This window comes from Tsuneonella sp. HG249 (assembly GCF_053819205.1).
Genome location: NZ_JBSOQY010000001.1, coordinates 1,253,115 through 1,269,458 on the forward strand (window position 1 = coordinate 1,253,115; position 16,344 = coordinate 1,269,458).

Consider the following 16,344-nt stretch of genomic DNA (forward strand, 5'->3'; position numbering starts at 1 on the left):
AAGTGTGACGCGGCGTTGGCACCAACCGCGGGGCGATGCAATGGGGCTCGTTTCATAGCCGTTCGAGAGCCGGGATCAGCTCGCCGAAACCCATGATGACCGCATCGCCGCCGAGGTCGGCGGGAGGCTTGTCACAGTAGCCATAGCCGGCGACAATCACCGGCACGCCCGCTGCCCGCGCCGACAGGACGTCGTAGCTGCTGTCGCCGATATAGGCGAAGCAACCGCCGCCGAGTTGCGCGCGCGCTTCGAACAGTGGGTCGGGCGCGGGTTTGGACCGGCCCTTGCCCAAAGTGTCCCCGCCTAGAATCACTTCGAAGTGCCGCGCCAGATCCAACTTCGTGAGGATCGCGCGGGCGAAGCTTTCGAACTTGTTGGTAACGAGGGCGAGCCGCACGCCGCGTGCGGCCAGGGCCACGAGCGTTTCGGACGCGCCAGGATAGGGTGTCGTATGAACGCAGTTGTTCTCCGCATAGAAGGCCAGGAGTTCCTTGTAGAGTACGCGAAACTCATCGTCCGGCAGGCCGCCCCGACTCTCGACGACACGCTTGAGCATCATCTTCGCGCCGCCACCGATCAGGTCTTCGATGCCCTCGACCGGGACGTGTTCGAACCCACCGACGCCCAGCGCGTGATTGACCGCCGCCCCCAGATCTTTGTGTGTCTCAAGCAGGGTACCGTCCAGGTCGAAGCCGACGATGTCGAATGGGAATTTGGCCATGAGGGGGTGCGTACCCGCCATTCTTCCAACGGCAAGAAATTGGTGGCATGGGCCTGCAAATGAGAGATTTCGCCGCCGTCGTCCTCGCTGCCGGCAAGGGCACCCGCATGAAGAGCGACCTGCACAAGGTGCTCCATCCGATCGGCGGACGGCCGATGCTGCATCACTTGCTGGCGAGTGTCGACGAGCTCGGCCCCGCGCATCGTGTCGTGGTGGTGGGCAGCGGGCGGGAGCAGATCGAGGCGGCTGTGCCGGCCGGCGTCGCGACCGCGTTGCAGGAGCCACAGCTCGGCACCGGGCACGCAGTGCAGCAAGCGCAAGCGAGTCTGGCGGGGTTCAATGGCGACGTGCTGATCCTCTATGGCGACGTGCCTTTCGTGCGCGCCGCGACGATGCGCCGAATGCTCGACCGGCTGCACGCCGACGATGCGCCGGCGGTGGTCGTCCTCGGCTTCGAGCCGGATGATACCCTGCAGTACGGCCGGGTTATCGCCGCGCCTGACGGCACCATCGAGAAGATGGTCGAGCATAAGGACGCGAGCGCGGATGAGCGCAGCTGCCGCCTGTGCAACTCGGGCCTCATGACCGCGCGCGCCGAAGACATGTTCGCGCTTCTCGCTCGGGTGGGTAACGACAACGCCGCGGGCGAGTTCTATCTCGTCGACGTCGTAAATGTTGCGCGGTCTGAAGGCCGCAAGAGTGCGGTCGTCGTGACCGACGATTCGGGCGAAGTGGCGGGCATCAACTCTCGCGGCGAACTGGCCGAAGCCGAAGCGCAATGGCAGCAGTTAAAGCGCGCCGAGGCCATGACGAATGGGGCGTCTCTACGCGCGCCCGAGACGGTGTTCTTCTCCTGGGATACCGAGATCGGCCGCGACGTCACCATCGAGCCGAACGTCGTGTTCGCCCCCGGCGTGTCGGTCGCCGACGGCGCGACCATCCGCGCGTTCAGCCATCTGGAAGGCGCGACCGTGGGCGAAGGCTGCGAGGTCGGCCCGTTCGCCCGCCTGCGCCCTGGAGCTGTTATGAAAACCCGGTCCAAGATCGGCAACTTCGTCGAAATGAAGAAAGCCGTCCTTGGCGAAGGTGCCAAGGCCAACCACCTGACTTATCTCGGCGACGCGGAAATCGGCGCCGGGGCAAACATCGGTGCCGGCACGATCACGTGCAACTACGATGGCTATTTCAAGCACAAGACGGTGATCGGCGAGCGCGCCTTCATCGGTTCGAACAGCGCGCTGGTGGCGCCCGTGCGTATCGGCGCCGACGCGATCGTGGCGGCCGGAAGCACGGTGAGCCGGGACGTCGACGACGGTGAGCTGCGCATGGTCCGCGCGGACCAGCTGGTCAAACCAGGCTGGGCCGACCGTTTCCACGACGCGATGAAAAAGAAGAAGGCTGCGGAGAAGAAGCGCTAGCTGCCGCCAAGCTGTTCGAGCAATAGCCTGACGCCCGCGGCGAGTTGGGTGTCTTCTCCGCGTTCGCTGTCGCCAAGCGGTTGCTGGACCTCGACGTCCACCTTCCTGCCGGCGAGTTCCATGTTGTCGCCGTTAGCTCCTTCGATCAGCAAGCTCGGCACGCGCACGAGCGAGCCGTCGATCAACGGCACGTTGCTGGTGTAAATAATCCACCCTGCGCTGTCCTGGCCGACCATCTTGCCGAGGCCCAACGCGCGATAGCCTTCCATGAAGTCCTCGCCGTCGGACAGCGTGGATTCGTTGGCGAGCACCACGGTCGGCAGGCCCAGCGCGCGCTGCCCGAGGGCCTGTCGGGCGGGGAAGCGGGTCATGCCGCGCTGCGTCATGCTCAGGAAGTCGCGGCGCGAGAGGATGTCGAGCACGCGACCGTGCACGTATCCGCCGTTGTTATTGCGCACGTCGACGACCACGCCCTGCTTGCTCTGATTGGCCGCGTCGAGGTCGATCTGCAGCTGTTCCAGCGAGGCGTCACCCATGTCGGGGATGTGGACGTAGCCCAGGCGGCCGTCGGATAAGCGCTCCACGAGCTGGCGGCGTTCCTCGACCCAGCCGCGGTAGCGCAGTCCGGTGACGACGTCGTCCGACGCGGGCTGAAGCGTAACCGATCGCACCGAGGCCCCGGGGGATTGGACGCCCAGAACGACCTGCTTGCCGACTTTTCTCTCCAGCAATTGGTCGAAGTTGCGCCCCATCGTGTCGATGCCATCCACGCTTATGATGCGATCGCCCCGGGCGATCTTCCCGGTGACCGCGGCCGGCCCGAGCGGTACCAGGCCGTGCACCACGAGGGCCCCCGAGGCTTCATAGGCGGACCGGTCGAACGCCACGCCGATATCGCCCACCCGGTTGTTCTCTACCGCGCCGGGATTGCCGATACCCGAATGCGACGCATTGAGCTCGCCGATCATCAGCCCGATGTTCCGTCGCAGTTCGGCCGGCGTGCGCGATCCGCTGACGTAAGGTTGCCACTTCTGCCGGGCCGCGGCCCAATCCACGCCGTGGAACTTGGGATCGTAGAAATAGGTGTCGAGGAGCGACCACGCCTGGTCGAACACGACCTGCTTCTCGCGGTCGAACTCGACGGCGACCTCGGCCCGTGCGGGCAACGGCTTGGGGGAACTTTCGAGCAGGGGGGTCGTCATGACTTTCCCGCCGTCGAGGTACCACAGCGTCTTGCCATCGGCCGAAAGCCCAAAACCAGCCTTTGGCCCGGCGCTGGAGCTGATCTGCTTCGGGCGCGGCGGCTCGGTCGCCAGCTCGTCCAGGTTGTAGCTGTAGAGGTTCTGGCTTCCCCCGGCGGTAGCCAGGAATACCAGCGTCTTGCCGTCGCTGCTGATGGCTGGCGACTGTGCGTCGAGCCCCAAAGGCAGGAAGCTCACACGCTGGCGCAGGCCTTCCCAGGCAATTCGAACCGGAGCGGCTTTGGGCGTAACCGCATCCGCGGGCTTTGCCGGGTCTTTTGCGGGCCGGTCGGTCACCGGCTTGTCGCTCTCGGGAGCCCCCGGTTGCTCCCCGGGGCCGAACAAGCCCCGGAACACGTCCTCACGAAAGCTGGGAACATCCGGCAGCAGGTCGACCCGAACGATCCGCTGCGGTTCGGCCCGTTGGCCACTCGAGAGCAGGATGTACTTGCCGTCGGGCGACCAGGCCAAGCCTGCAGTCTGCCCGTTGGCAAGGAAGGTGACCTGCCGCGCCGCCCCGCCAGCCGCCGGCACGACGAAGACATTTGCAAACGACTTGGCATCGACATCCACGAACGCGACGTACTGGCCATCGGGCGACCACACAGGCGGAGTGGAGGTCCAGTTGGGATCGATCTGGCCGGTGAACAGCGTTTTCTCCGCGGCCGGTCCGCCGGCGCGCGGCAGGGTGACGAGGCGCAGCTCCCGCCGGTCGCGGATATAGACCGCGGACTTGCCATCGGGGGAATAGACCGGCGCGGCGGCAATCCCGCTCGCCGTCAATTGGGTGTCCTTGCGGGCTGCCGCGTCGTATTCGAACAGCAGTTGCTGGGTGCCGCGCTCTCCAACGTAGAGCAGGCGTTTGGAGTCGGGCGACCAGGTGGCCTGGCCCTCCGCGGTGGGTGCGCTGGTCAGCCGCTCGGTCGTGCCGTCCTTCGTCGGCAGGCCGAACAACTCGCCGCGCCCGACCAGCGCCAGCTTCTTGCCATCGGGGGCGACTGAAATCTGGTCGAAGCTGTCAACCACCACGTTCTGCGTCGACGGTCCGGCGGGAGCCCCCCGCAGGGTGATTTCCACGGGCGCCCCCGTGCCGCTATCGTTATCATAACGCCAGATGCCGAAGTTACGCTCGAAGACGATTGCGCTGCCATCGGCCGCCGCCTGTGGGAACAGCAGCCGTCCGTCGGTGAAACGAGTGAGCTGCCGGGCGGCGCCCCCGCTCGCATCGATCTGCCAGAGGTTCTCGGTTCCGTCCTGATCGCTCATGTAGGCAATCGTGGACCCGTCCGGGCTCCACATCGGCCACGCCTGCTTGGCGCCGGGGGCGGCAATACGCGTATACCCGCCTTCCGGACCCAGGTCCTTGAGCCAGAGCTCGGTCTTGTCGATGTTCGCGTGTCCGTTGCGCCAGTATTGGCCAGCGGCCATGCTGCCGCGTGCGAGCAGCGCCAATCGGTTGCCGTCAGGCGAAGGCGCGGCCTGGAATTCGGGCAGATAGGTTTCGCGCGTGACCTGGACCGGGGTCCCACCGCCGGAAGGCACCCGGAACACATCGGTGAACCGGCCAATGTCTTTTTGGGCAGAAGAAAAGTAGATCCAGCGCCCGTCGGGCGACCAGCCGTTGAGTTCCTCGCCCGTCTCGGCCCAGGTGATCCGCGTGACGCGCGCGGTGTCGAGGTCGAGCACGAAGATGTTCGCGTTCCCGCCTCCGCGGGTCGAGGTGAAGGCCAACTTGCGGCCGTCGGGCGAGTAGAGAGGCCGTCCCTCGGTCGCCGCGTCGCTTATGACGAGGCGGGCAATCCCGCCCTCGGCTGGAACTTCCCAGATATCCCCGCCCGAAACGAAAGCGATTGTACTCCCGTCGGGAGACAGCGCGGGCTCCGCGAAGGACGGGAGCGAAGGGGGTGGTGCGGTCTGCGCAGGCGAGGCGGTGGACATGGCGAGCGCGAGCAGGCTGGCGCCCAGGATGGCCGATTTCACGAGAGTCCCCCATATCCGTCAAGCGGTTGGGACCTGTCTGCCTCAAGCGTGCATGGCGCACAAGGCGCGAGGCGAAGCGCTTTAGACGAACGGTCGTCGGCACCTGACCAATGCCGACGACCGCTCCCGTCGCGGCCCGTCAGGCAATCTCGCGTTGCGTCGTTTCGTCGACCTTTTCTTCCCAGCTGCGAAACTCGCTGCGGCTCAGCAGATAGCGCCAACGCGCCTCGTCGAAGGTGATCAGCTTGTCGCGCACGGCGCGAACGACGTCAGCCTTGCGCTGCTCCGACCAGTGAACCTTGTGCGACTTGGGAAGCCCGGCGCGCTTGATCGCTTCTGAGACCGTGCTGTCATAGGGGTAGGCCATGCAATTCAACTCCTCGACGCCCCCCGTCCGAGAGTGAAAGTGGTCCGCAACGGTTAATTCCGGCTTGCCGCGCATGGTTTACGCTTCGTTGTGCATCCCAGTGGTGGTTCTGATGCGGCGAGCCGTGATCCTGCCGCGCGAATAGGCTATGATGCTGCCTGAACCAGGGGAGGTAATCGATGAAGGCCGCCCGGATTCTGATCGTAATGAGCGCCTTATCGCTCGTCTCTGCGACTCCGGCGCCGGCACGGTTGCCTGATTGGATGGCGGGTTGTTGGATCGAAGATCGCGGCGAGAAATGGTTCGAGGAGTGTTGGACCGCTCCTAGCGCCGGCATCCTGATCGGGAGCGGGCGCACGGGTGAGGGCGAGACACTGCGATCGTGGGAAGCTATGCAGATCGTGCTCGAGCCGGCGGGCGCGATGGCGTTCTACGGGGCGCCGGGCGGGGAAGGCCGCACGCGGTTCGAACGGCATTCTGACGGCGAGGGAGGGCTCACGTTCGTTAACAAGGATCACGATTATCCGCAGCGCGTGCGATACTGGCGGGAAGGGGAAAAGTTGCTCGCCGAAGTGTCGCTGATTGACGGTTCGAATGCGATGCGCTGGACCTATCGCCGCCAGGGCGCGGGGGAGTAGCTACAGACGCGGCAGGGCGATGCGAACAATCCACAGCGCGACCAGAGTGGCGGCCATGTCTGCCAGCCAATCGAGCATCTCGGCATCGCGGTGCAGGGCGGGGATCATCTGGAATATTTCGATCGCACCGCCGAACAGCGCGAGGCTGATGAAAAGCTGAAATAGTGCGCGCTCGCGCCACCCGGCGGCAGCAACGCTGGCGAGCGTGAAAAACACGATCATGTGCTGGACTTTGTCGCCCGGCTGCCCTGGGAACTCGGGCGGCCTGGGTACCAGCGCCATGACGAAAGCATAGGCAGCCAGAACGAAAAACGCGCGTCGCAGCCACAGCCGCGTACGCGCGTCGTTCAAGAACTCGCGAATGGCTTAACCTTCGACGTGCTCGGCGAGCACCGTCAGGCCGTTCTCGCCGACTTCCGCGAAGCCGCCGCGGACTTCGATGCTTTCGGGCTGGCCGCCCTCAGTGCGGAACACCTGCAGCGCACCGTCGCGGATCGTGCTCATCACCGGGGCGTGGCCCTCGAGCACGCCGAAGTCGCCCTCGGTGCCGGGGACGACCACCATGTGGACGTCCTCCGAGCGGACCAGCTTGGCCGGCGTGACCAGTTCGAAGTGCAGCGCCATGGGCTTAGGCGTCCTCGGCCATCTTCTTGGCCTTCTCGACTGCCTCGTCGATTCCGCCGACCATGTAGAACGCGCTCTCGGGCAGGTGATCGTACTCGCCGTCGACGACCGCCTTGAAGCTCTTCACGGTGTCTTCCAGCTGCACGAACTTGCCCGGGATGTTGGTGAACACCTCGGCGACGTGGAACGGCTGCGACAGGAAGCGCTGGATCTTGCGGGCGCGCTGGACGGTGAGCTTATCTTCTTCCGACAGCTCGTCCATGCCGAGAATGGCGATGATGTCCTGCAGGCTCTTGTACTTCTGCAGCACTTCCTGAACGCGGCGAGCCGTCTGGTAGTGCTCTTCGCCGACGACGCGCGGTTCGAGCACGCGCGACGTGGAGTCGAGCGGGTCGACCGCCGGGTAGATGCCGAGCTCGGAGATCGCGCGGCTCAAGGTGGTGGTCGCGTCCAAGTGCGCGAACGAGGTCGCGGGCGCGGGGTCGGTCAAGTCGTCCGCGGGGACGTAGATCGCCTGCACCGAGGTGATCGAGCCCTTGTTGGTCGAGGTGATGCGTTCCTGCAGGTTGCCCATGTCGGTCGACAGGGTCGGCTGGTAGCCCACCGCCGACGGGATGCGGCCCAGCAGCGCCGACACTTCCGAACCGGCTTGCGTGAATCGGAAGATGTTGTCGACGAAGAACAGCACATCCTGGCCTTCCTCGTCGCGGAAGTATTCCGCCATCGTCAGGCCGGACAGCGCGACGCGGGCGCGGGCGCCCGGGGGCTCGTTCATCTGGCCGAACACGAGCGCGACCTTCGAACCTTCGCTGGTCGCGTTGCCCTCGGCGTCCTTGGCGATAACGCCGGCGTCCAGGAACTCGTGGTAAAGGTCGTTGCCCTCGCGGGTGCGCTCGCCGACGCCGGCGAACACCGAGACGCCGCCGTGGCCCTTGGCGATGTTGTTGATCAGTTCCTGGATCAGCACGGTCTTGCCGACGCCAGCGCCGCCGAACAGGCCGATCTTGCCGCCGCGCGCATAGGGCGCCAGCAGGTCGATGACCTTGATCCCGGTGACGAGGATCGCGCTCTCGGTCGACTGGTCGACGAACAGCGGAGCAAGGGCGTGGATCGGGTTGCGCTTCTCGGCGTTGACCGGGCCGCGCTCGTCGATCGGCTCACCGATCACGTTGACGATGCGGCCGAGCGTCGCCGGACCAACGGGGACCGAGATCTGCTGGCCGGTGTTGGTCACGCTCTGACCGCGGGTCAGGCCGTCGGTGCCGTCCATCGCGATCGTGCGGACGGTGTTCTCGCCGAGGTGCTGGGCGACCTCGAGCACGAGCTTGTTGCCGTTGTTGTCGGTTTCCAGCGCGGTGAGAATCGCCGGCAGTTCGCCTTCGAAGGCGACGTCGACGACGGCGCCGATGACTTGGGCGATCGTGCCGGTGGTGGTCTGGTTGAGAACGGGGGCGGTGGCCATGATCTGGTTTCCTACTGGCTCAGGAAGCTATGTGGTGGGAATCGTGTTCGGCGCAAACCGCCTCGGCGTCGGCGAGCTTCCACTCGCCTTCGCCGGCGGTCAGGGTCGCGTTGTGGCGGAGCTCGGTGTCTTCGCCGACACCGAATTCGCACAGGACATCCTTAGAGCCCATGCCCGCCCGCTTGCAGACCGAGGTGGAGACCTTCTCGGCGGCTGGGCAGGTCTCGGCGAAAGTCGCCGCGAAGACCTCAAGCGAAGGGGAGGGCAGCGCCGGCTCGGCCGGAGCGGCGGCGACGGTCGGAGCAGGCTCGGGAGCCGGCTCCTGGCCGCAGGCGGCGAGGGCAAAGGACGGAAGAAGTAGGAGAAGCTTGTTCACGATATTCCTTACAGCGCTTCGGCGCCGGCGATAATTTCAATGAGTTCGGTGGTGATCGCGGCCTGGCGGCTGCGGTTGTACTGGATGGTCAGCTTGTTGATCAGCTCGCCCGCGTTGCGCGTGGCGTTGTCCATCGCGGTCATCGAGGCGCCTTGCTCCGAAGCCTGATTTTCGAGCAGCGCGCCGAAAACCTGGGTCTTGAGGTAGCGCGGCAGCAGCTCGGCGAGGATTTCCTCCTCGTCGGGCTCGTACTCGACCGCGGCCTGGCTGGTCGCGGCGCTCTCGGTAGCGGGGACCGGGATGATCTGCAGCCGGGTCGGTTCCTGCGTCAGCGCGCTCTTGAACTTGCTGTAGAACAAGTGCGCGACATCGAACTTGCCGGCCTCGAACATCTCCATCACCTCGGCGACGATGCGCTCGGCCTCGGCGTAGCCGGGCTCGCGCACGTCGGTGGTGTCGAACATCTTCGCCACGTTGTTCGGGTGCGCGCGGCGGATCGGCGCGCGACCCTTGCGGCCGACGAGGTAGAAATCGACGTCCTTGCCCTCGGCGCGCAGCTCGCGGGCCTTGAGCAGCGCGGCGCGGACGATGTTCGAGTTAAACGCGCCCGCGAGGCCCTTGTCGCTATTGGCGACGACGAGCAGGTGGCGCTGGTCCTTGCCGGTGCCGGCGAATAGCTTGGGGGCGCCTTCGGCGCCGGCGACCTTGCTCGACAGCGAGGCCATCACCGCGCCCAACCGCTGGGCATAGGGACGCGCGGCCTCGGCCGCGGCCTGCGCCTTGCGCAGCTTGGCGGCGGCGACCATCTGCTTGGCCTTGGTGATCTTCTGGGTCGACTTGACCGAGTTGATCCGACCCTTGAGTTCCTTCAGCGAGGCCATTTCGGCTCCCTAGCTATTCTCGTCGGGCTCAGGCGTACTGCTTGCCAAAGGCTTGCAGCGCATCGACCAGTTTTGCCTTCGTCGCATCCTCGAACGCGCGGCTGTCGCGGATCTCGGCCAGCACATCGGCGTGCTCGCTGCGGATGAAGCTCAGCATCTTCGCCTCGTAGTCGGTCACCTTGTCGACCGGCACGGTGTCGAGATAGCCGTTGGTGCCGGCGAAGATCGACACGGTCTGCTCCTCGAACGGCAGCGGGCTGAACTGTGGCTGCTTGAGCAACTCAGTGAGGCGTGCGCCGCGGTTGAGCAGCTTCTGGGTCGAGGCGTCGAGGTCGGAACCGAACTGCGCGAACGCCGCCATCTCGCGGTACTGCGCGAGCTCCAGCTTGATCGAGCCGGAGACCTTCTTCATCGCCTTCGTCTGCGCGGCGCCGCCGACGCGGCTGACCGACAGGCCGACGTTGATCGCCGGGCGGATGCCCTGGAAGAACAGCGTGGTTTCAAGGAAGATCTGCCCGTCGGTGATCGAGATCACGTTGGTCGGAATGTAGGCCGACACGTCGCCCGCCTGGGTCTCGATGATCGGCAGCGCGGTGAGCGAGCCCGATCCGTTCTCGGCGTTCATCTTCGCCGCGCGCTCGAGCAGGCGGCTATGGAGATAGAACACGTCGCCCGGATAAGCTTCGCGGCCCGGGGGGCGGCGCAGCAACAGCGACATCTGGCGATAGGCGACCGCCTGCTTGGACAAGTCGTCGTACACGATAACAGCGTGCATGCCGTTGTCGCGGAAGTACTCACCCATCGTGCAGCCGGTGTAGGGCGCGAGGTACTGCAGCGGCGCGGGCTCCGAAGCGGTCGCAGCGACGATGATGGAATATTCCATCGCGCCGTTCTCTTCGAGCGTGCGGACAAGCTGCGCGACGGTCGAGCGCTTCTGGCCGACGGCGACGTAGATGCAGTAGAGCTTCTTGCTCTCGTCGGTGCCCTGGTTGGCTTCCTTCTGGTTGATGAAGGTGTCGATCGCCACGGCGCTCTTGCCGGTCTGGCGGTCGCCGATGATCAGCTCACGCTGGCCGCGTCCGATCGGCACCAGCGCGTCGATCGCCTTGAGGCCGGTCTGCACCGGCTCGTTCACCGACTGGCGCGGGATGATCCCGGGGGCCTTCTTTTCCACGCGCATGCGCTTTTCGGAAACGATCGGGCCCTTGCCGTCGATGGGGTTGCCGAGCGCATCCACCACGCGGCCGAGCAGGCCCTTGCCGACGGGAACGTCGACGATGGTGCCGGTGCGCTTAACGCTGTCGCCTTCCTTGATCTCGGCGTCAGAGCCGAAGATCACGACGCCGACGTTGTCGGCTTCGAGGTTGAGCGCCATGCCTTGCACGCCGTTGGCGAACTCGACCATCTCGCCCGCCTGGACGTTGTCGAGCCCGTGGATGCGAGCGATGCCGTCACCGACCGAGAGCACCGAGCCGACTTCCGAGACTTCCGCCTCGGTGCCGAAGTTGGCGATCTGGTCCTTGATGACCTTGGAGATTTCTGCGGCGCGAATTTCCATGACTAGATTAGCCCTTCATGGCTTGAGCTAGGGAGTTGAGACGGGTGCGGATCGAACCGTCGATCCGCTTGGAGCCGATGGTGACCACGAGCCCGCCGAGCAGGTCCTGGTCCACCTTGGTGGAGAGCTTCACCGTGCGGCCTTCGCGCGCGGTCAGTTTGTTCTTGAGCTGGTCGAGCTGCGCGTCGGTCAGCGCGTGCGCGCTGGTGACTTCGGCGGTGACCTCGCCGCGTTGAGCGGCGGCGATGACGCGGAAGGTTCGGATCACGTCGCCGAGCTTCGACAAGCGGCCGTTGGCGGCGAGCGTGCCGAGGAAGCGCTTGGTCAGGTCCGATACGCCGAGCGACGCGGCAACGGCCTCGATCGCCTGGCCCTGAAGCTTGCGGCCGAGCTGCGGGTTAGTGGTCAGCGCGCGCATGTCGTCCGATTCGGCAAGCGCGGCGCCCAGCGTCTCGAGGTCCGATTCGACCGCGGTAACGGTGCCGGCTTCGCTGGCGAGATCGAACAGCGCCGAGGCGTAGCGCCCTGCGAGGCTAGCCTGAATACCGGCGGAAATATCCACGCGCGATGGTCCTCTTGGATCCGGAAGGAAATCGGTTCAGCCTACCCGGAAAGGGCCGCCACGAGGGGCTGCCCGGGAATGGCTGGCGCGCCCCTATCACCGGGTTTCCAACAACGCAACCGGGTGCGGGACCGTCGAGCTTTGAGACTCCTTCCCGGTGCGGTAGTCTGCCGGCGCAAACGGACGGGAGAGGGATGATGGAGTGGTTTCCGCTGGCGGACCGGGTGGGCGCGGAAGTGCGCGAGGTGGACCTGGCTACGGTCGAGGGAGCCGCGCTCGATGAGCTCAAGGCGCTGGTGTGGGACAAGGGCGTCGCGGTGCTGCGCGACCAGACGCTCACCCTCGAGGATCACATCGCGCTCGCCAATCGGTGGGGCGGCATCGACATCAACAACTACTTCCCGCTGGAAGGCGAGCATCCCGAGATCGCGGTCGTCGGCAAGACCGCCGAGCAGCAGACCAACATCGGCGGCGGCTGGCACACCGATCACTCGTACGACCAGGTGCCGGCGATGGGCTCGATACTGGTCGCGCGGACGCTGCCCCCATCGGGCGGCGACACGCTGTTCATCCACATGGGCGAAGCCTACGATTCGCTCGACGAGGGTACCAAGGCCGAGATTGAGGATCTCGAGGCGTTTCATACCGCCGACCACATTTATTCGCCCGATGGTGCCTATGCGCACACCGACCAGGGCGCGAGCCTGCGGGGGCAGGGCCTCAAGACCGGCGCGGTCCACCCCATAGTCGTCCGCCATCCACGCACGGGGCGGCGACTCCTTTACGTCAATCCGTCCTTCACGGTGAATATCGTGGGCCGCTCACGCGCCGAGAGCATGCCGCTGCTCCAGCGGCTATACGCCGCGGCGATGGCCCCCGAGCACGTCGGTCGGGTCGAATGGCGGCCCGGCACGGTGGCGATCTGGGATAACCGCACAACCTGGCACTTCGCAGTCAACGATTACCACGGCCATGCCCGCGAGATGCACCGCATCACCCTGACCGGCGAGGCGCTGGCGGCCTAGGGCTGGCGCTTCTCGCGACAGGAATAAACCAGGCGCTCGGTGGGCTGCGCCGGCAGCAGCGAGGTGACCCCCGACTGCATCTCGCCCAAATCGCCCGCCGCTCCGGGCGCGCCGCACTGGGGAGCCTTGTAGTCCGCACGTGCCTGGCGCGCCTTGGCCATCGCGGACTGCGAGAGCGGGAAGCGGTCGGTGCGGAAGGTGCGCGTGTCGGGATCGAAGCTGTTGACCGAGACGGCATCCTCGTCGTTCGGCACGAACAGGCGCGTCCAGCGGCCTTCGGCAAAGCCGTATTGCGTACGGCCGTTGACGCACCCGCTGGGGTTCCACGCGAAGTCCATGTCCTCCGGCGGCTCGCTGACGATTCGGCTGCGCTCGGTCTGGATGGTGCACGTGAGGTCGGCGGCTCCCGGCTCGTCCTTGGCAGGTTCGGCGGACTGGTCGTCACGCTCCTCCGCCATCGCATCGGCTACGCGGCGCTCGATGTCGTCGAGGCCCGGCCGGGTGATCCATACCGCGATGGCGGCAATACCGGCCGCTGCGGCGACCGCGCCGGCAATGCGCATTTTCTTCCCGCCGTCCTCTGCGGTGCGCAGGTTCCACGCGGCAAACCCGGCGCACGCCGATAGCAGCAGGAGCAGCGCGGCGGTCGCCATCGCATTTTCGCGATCGCTCATCACGGATAACTGGGCATCGAATTGCGCGCGCTCGCGGCGCTCGCGATCCGTCTCGGCCCGCTGTGCCAGCTTGGCGCGCGCGCCAGCCTGCTCGGCCTCGAGCCGTTCGCGCTCCTCCGCGTCGAGCTGCGCCATCGAGCGGCACGGCATGGCGTTGACCGCGGGCTCGACCCCGGCCGACTTGAGGAACGGCAGCAACTCGCGATCCGACACGGCGAACGAAAACTCTGCGTCGGCGCCATCTTCCGAAGTGGTGCCGAAGCTGTTGACCCCCAGCACGCGGCCGCACCCGTCGAGCAGCGGCCCGCCCGAGTTCCCGCGCGCGATCGCGGCGGTGTGCAACACGGTGTCGATGTCCCGGCTCGGCCGCGCGCCCGAGATGAACCCGCGGCTTTTGACCGGCGGCTGCGGGCGGAAAAGATCCGCGAGATCGAGACCCTGCGCGCGGTCGACATTCATCGGGTAGCCCACCGCCGACACTTCGTCGCCGTCGCTCGCGGCCGTGCCGGCGATGGTCAGGGCCGGGACGCGCAGGTCGCCGGTGATTTCGATCAGCGCCAGGTCCTTGGCGGTCGAGACCGCGATCACCTTGCCGTAATCGGCGCCGTCGCCATCCGGTGGGACCACCGCGATGCGCAAGGTGTCGTCCTCGAGCAGTTGCTGGACCACGTGCGCGTTGGTGACGATCCGCTTCGGCGAGACGGCGAATCCGGTCCCGTGACTGACCGGAAACACCCGCTCGCCATCGGTGCCCATGATCACGACCCGGACCACGCCGCGAGCGGCGGCGGCGATGTCCGCCGGCTCCGACCGAGCATGAGAAGTCAAACCGAGCGCGAACAGCGCTGTGACAAGGACGATAAGACGCTTCATTGCACGCAGCTTGTGGCGCGGCGTGACATTGACCGCAAGCAGCGGGACGCGCGGTTCGTCGGGCAAGGGTAGCTGTTCAGCCATACCGACCTATGGCAAGCAGGAGCCGAGCTCATGACCACCCACCTCACCGACGACGACCGCTGGCGCATCGCGATGGCGAAGGATCGCCGCTTCGACGGCCAGTTCGTCGCCGGCGTTCTCTCGACCGGCATCTACTGCCGTCCGAGCTGCCCCGCACGTCCACCCAAGCGTGCCAACGTGCGCTTCTACGCCTCCCCCGCCGAGGCCGAGGCGGCCGGCCTGCGCGCCTGCAAGCGCTGCAAGCCCAACGACGTCGCGCGCGACGAGGCCGCGGTGCGCGCGGCGATCGACGAGATCAAGGCGAGCGAGGGGCTGCCCAAGCTAGACGAGCTCGCCGCGCTGACCGGCTATTCGCCGAGCCACTTCCAGCGGCTGTTCGCCCGCGCCACAGGACTCTCCCCCGCCGCCTATGCCCGCGCCCTACGCGAGGAGCGGGCACGCGCGGCGCTGAGCCAAGGCGGGCGGGTGACCGACGCGATCTATGACGCAGGCTATTCGGGACCCAGCCGGTTCTATGCGGGAATGGAGGACAAGATGGGCATGGCCCCCTCGGCGTGGCGCGACGGTGGGGACGGGGTGACGATCCACTGGGCCGTGGTGGACACGACCATTGGCCGGATGCTCGTCGCCGCGACGGACAAGGGCGTCTGCCGGCTGTCGTTCGATGAAGGGCCGGAGGCACTCGCGCGCCGCTTTCCCCATGCCGAGCTGGTCGAGGGCGGGGCGCAGTTCGAGAAGCTGCTTGCCGACGTGATCGCCTCCGTCGAAACCCCGGGCGACTTTGCGCACATCCCGCTCGATGTGAAAGGGACGGCATTTCAGGAAGCCTGCTGGAAGGCGCTCCGCGAGATTCCGCCAGGCGAAACCCGCACCTACGCCCAAATCGCCGCTGCCGCCGGCAATCCCAAGGCCGTGCGCGCGGCGGGCAGCGCGAATGCGCGCAATAACGTTGCAGTACTGATCCCGTGCCACCGCGTCGTGCGTACAGGCGGCAATTTGGGCGGCTACGCCTATGGACTCGATATCAAGCGCGAACTTCTGAAACGCGAGGGAGTGGAATGATGGACAAGGTCGACACTTTCCGCGCGCTGCACGTGCCGGGCGATCCGCTGGTGTTGTTCAACATCTGGGACGCCGGCTCGGCCAAGGCGGTGGCGAACGCGGGTGCCAGGGCGATCGCCACGGGCAGCTACGCGGTGGCCGAGACCAACGGGTTCAAGGATGGCGAGACGCTCCCGCTCGAGGTCGCGCTCGAGAACCTGCGACGGATCGTGTCCGTCACCGAACTGCCGGTAACGATCGACATGGAAGCCGGTTACGGCGACACACCGGACGAGGTGAAGCGCTCGATCGGCCAGGCCCGCGAGGCTGGCGCAGTGGGGATCAACCTGGAGGACCGGATGCCGGGAAAAACCTCCCTCATCGAGCTCGACGAAGCCGCCGGACGGGTAGCTGCAGCAGCCTCGATCGGCATCCACGTCAACGCGCGCACGGACGTCTACCTTGGACGCAAGGCCGAAGACTATACGCCGCACCTGATCGACGCGGTCATCGAGCGAGCCGAAGCATATGCCCGAGCCGGCGCCGGTAGCCTGTTCGTGCCGTTCCTCGGCGACCACCCGACCATCGCGCAAATCTGCGAGCGCTCGCCGTTGCCGGTCAATGTTCTCTGGGCTCCGGGCAGGGGGACGATGGCCGAGCTTGCGGCGCTCGGCGTCGCGCGCATCAGCTTCGGGCACGGCCCGTGGGCGGCCGCGATGGCCTGGTTGGCGAGCGAAGCCAAAGCTGTGTTTGGCGGGGGAGTGCCTGCCTACGCCGGTTGACAGCGCCATCCGAATGCGACCCCTGTCGGGGAGCAAC

16 protein-coding genes are annotated in these 16,344 nt (G+C 66.3%); 5 read left to right on the top strand and 11 right to left on the bottom strand.

The window, feature by feature from the left end:
- Positions 1-52: 52 nt before the first annotated feature.
- Positions 53-721, bottom strand: a complete 669-nt coding sequence (locus ACWPM1_RS06290; RefSeq protein ID WP_455693981.1) for an HAD-IA family hydrolase — start codon at positions 719-721, stop codon at positions 53-55.
- A gap of 59 nt (positions 722-780) precedes the next feature.
- Here ACWPM1_RS06290 and glmU point away from each other — a divergent pair, with 59 nt between their 5' ends.
- Entirely contained in the window at positions 781-2,139 is a 1,359-nt protein-coding gene (glmU, locus tag ACWPM1_RS06295; protein WP_455693982.1) for a bifunctional UDP-N-acetylglucosamine diphosphorylase/glucosamine-1-phosphate N-acetyltransferase GlmU, read from the top strand.
- Here glmU and ACWPM1_RS06300 read toward each other — a convergent pair.
- A complete protein-coding gene (locus ACWPM1_RS06300) occupies positions 2,136-5,360 on the bottom strand; it encodes a S41 family peptidase (protein WP_455693983.1) in 3,225 nt (1,074 codons plus the stop codon). The genes glmU and ACWPM1_RS06300 overlap by 4 nt on opposite strands.
- A gap of 139 nt (positions 5,361-5,499) precedes the next feature.
- Positions 5,500-5,727, bottom strand: a complete 228-nt coding sequence (locus tag ACWPM1_RS06305) for a DUF1153 domain-containing protein (protein ID WP_455693984.1) — start codon at positions 5,725-5,727, stop codon at positions 5,500-5,502.
- A gap of 263 nt (positions 5,728-5,990) precedes the next feature.
- Here ACWPM1_RS06305 and ACWPM1_RS06310 point away from each other — a divergent pair, with 263 nt between their 5' ends.
- Positions 5,991-6,365: a DUF6265 family protein gene (locus ACWPM1_RS06310; protein ID WP_455693985.1), complete on the top strand. Its 375-nt coding sequence runs from the start codon at positions 5,991-5,993 to the stop codon at positions 6,363-6,365.
- On the opposite strand, the gene ACWPM1_RS06315 is transcribed toward ACWPM1_RS06310, so the two are convergent.
- The 7 genes from ACWPM1_RS06315 to ACWPM1_RS06345 are packed head-to-tail and all read right to left on the bottom strand — an operon-like array spanning position 6,366 to position 11,828.
- Positions 6,366-6,716, bottom strand: a complete 351-nt coding sequence (locus ACWPM1_RS06315; protein ID WP_455693986.1) for a hypothetical protein — start codon at positions 6,714-6,716, stop codon at positions 6,366-6,368. It lies immediately after the preceding gene.
- Positions 6,717-6,731: 15 nt separating this feature from the next.
- Complete coding sequence (locus ACWPM1_RS06320; RefSeq protein WP_455693987.1) at positions 6,732-6,989, bottom strand: ATP synthase F1 subunit epsilon; 258 nt, start codon at positions 6,987-6,989, stop codon at positions 6,732-6,734.
- Positions 6,990-6,993: 4 nt separating this feature from the next.
- Positions 6,994-8,451: a F0F1 ATP synthase subunit beta gene (gene atpD / locus ACWPM1_RS06325; RefSeq protein WP_455693988.1), complete on the bottom strand. Its 1,458-nt coding sequence runs from the start codon at positions 8,449-8,451 to the stop codon at positions 6,994-6,996.
- Between the two features lie 19 nt (positions 8,452-8,470).
- Complete coding sequence (locus tag ACWPM1_RS06330; protein WP_455693989.1) at positions 8,471-8,827, bottom strand: hypothetical protein; 357 nt, start codon at positions 8,825-8,827, stop codon at positions 8,471-8,473.
- Between the two features lie 8 nt (positions 8,828-8,835).
- Entirely contained in the window at positions 8,836-9,708 is an 873-nt protein-coding gene (locus tag ACWPM1_RS06335; RefSeq protein WP_455693990.1) for a F0F1 ATP synthase subunit gamma, read from the bottom strand.
- A 28-nt stretch (positions 9,709-9,736) separates the two neighbouring features.
- Complete coding sequence (gene atpA / locus ACWPM1_RS06340; RefSeq protein WP_455693991.1) at positions 9,737-11,266, bottom strand: F0F1 ATP synthase subunit alpha; 1,530 nt, start codon at positions 11,264-11,266, stop codon at positions 9,737-9,739.
- Between the two features lie 7 nt (positions 11,267-11,273).
- Positions 11,274-11,828, bottom strand: a complete 555-nt coding sequence (locus ACWPM1_RS06345; RefSeq protein ID WP_455693992.1) for a F0F1 ATP synthase subunit delta — start codon at positions 11,826-11,828, stop codon at positions 11,274-11,276.
- A 197-nt stretch (positions 11,829-12,025) separates the two neighbouring features.
- Here ACWPM1_RS06345 and ACWPM1_RS06350 point away from each other — a divergent pair, with 197 nt between their 5' ends.
- Positions 12,026-12,853 (top strand): TauD/TfdA dioxygenase family protein, encoded by an 828-nt coding sequence (locus tag ACWPM1_RS06350; protein WP_455693993.1) that lies wholly within the window; start codon positions 12,026-12,028, stop codon positions 12,851-12,853.
- On the opposite strand, the gene ACWPM1_RS06355 is transcribed toward ACWPM1_RS06350, so the two are convergent.
- Entirely contained in the window at positions 12,850-14,484 is a 1,635-nt protein-coding gene (locus ACWPM1_RS06355) for a S1C family serine protease (protein WP_455693994.1), read from the bottom strand. The genes ACWPM1_RS06350 and ACWPM1_RS06355 overlap by 4 nt on opposite strands.
- Before the next feature lie 30 nt (positions 14,485-14,514).
- On the opposite strand from ACWPM1_RS06355, the gene ACWPM1_RS06360 reads away from it, so the two are divergent.
- Both ACWPM1_RS06360 and ACWPM1_RS06365 read left to right on the top strand, forming a co-directional pair.
- Positions 14,515-15,546, top strand: coding sequence for a bifunctional transcriptional activator/DNA repair enzyme AdaA (locus ACWPM1_RS06360; protein WP_455693995.1), 1,032 nt, complete (start codon positions 14,515-14,517; stop codon positions 15,544-15,546).
- A complete protein-coding gene (locus ACWPM1_RS06365; protein ID WP_455693996.1) occupies positions 15,546-16,307 on the top strand; it encodes an isocitrate lyase/PEP mutase family protein in 762 nt (253 codons plus the stop codon). The genes ACWPM1_RS06360 and ACWPM1_RS06365 overlap by 1 nt, the downstream gene beginning before the upstream one ends.
- Positions 16,308-16,344 lie beyond the last annotated feature (37 nt).

What these genes read in the sequence shown, in the direction of transcription:
- ACWPM1_RS06290 (WP_455693981.1), bottom strand. Translation starts at nt 721, where the DNA reads ATGGCCAAATTCCCATTCGACATCGTCGGCTTCGACCTGGACGGTACC.
- glmU (WP_455693982.1), top strand. Translation starts at nt 781, where the DNA reads ATGAGAGATTTCGCCGCCGTCGTCCTCGCTGCCGGCAAGGGCACCCGC.
- ACWPM1_RS06305 (WP_455693984.1), bottom strand. Translation starts at nt 5,727, where the DNA reads ATGGCCTACCCCTATGACAGCACGGTCTCAGAAGCGATCAAGCGCGCC.
- ACWPM1_RS06310 (WP_455693985.1), top strand. Translation starts at nt 5,991, where the DNA reads ATGGCGGGTTGTTGGATCGAAGATCGCGGCGAGAAATGGTTCGAGGAG.
- ACWPM1_RS06320 (WP_455693987.1), bottom strand. Translation starts at nt 6,989, where the DNA reads ATGGCGCTGCACTTCGAACTGGTCACGCCGGCCAAGCTGGTCCGCTCG.
- atpD (WP_455693988.1), bottom strand. Translation starts at nt 8,451, where the DNA reads ATGGCCACCGCCCCCGTTCTCAACCAGACCACCACCGGCACGATCGCC.
- ACWPM1_RS06335 (WP_455693990.1), bottom strand. Translation starts at nt 9,708, where the DNA reads ATGGCCTCGCTGAAGGAACTCAAGGGTCGGATCAACTCGGTCAAGTCG.
- atpA (WP_455693991.1), bottom strand. Translation starts at nt 11,266, where the DNA reads ATGGAAATTCGCGCCGCAGAAATCTCCAAGGTCATCAAGGACCAGATC.
- ACWPM1_RS06350 (WP_455693993.1), top strand. Translation starts at nt 12,026, where the DNA reads ATGGAGTGGTTTCCGCTGGCGGACCGGGTGGGCGCGGAAGTGCGCGAG.
- ACWPM1_RS06355 (WP_455693994.1), bottom strand. Translation starts at nt 14,484, where the DNA reads ATGGCTGAACAGCTACCCTTGCCCGACGAACCGCGCGTCCCGCTGCTT.
- ACWPM1_RS06360 (WP_455693995.1), top strand. Translation starts at nt 14,515, where the DNA reads ATGACCACCCACCTCACCGACGACGACCGCTGGCGCATCGCGATGGCG.
- ACWPM1_RS06365 (WP_455693996.1), top strand. Translation starts at nt 15,546, where the DNA reads ATGGACAAGGTCGACACTTTCCGCGCGCTGCACGTGCCGGGCGATCCG.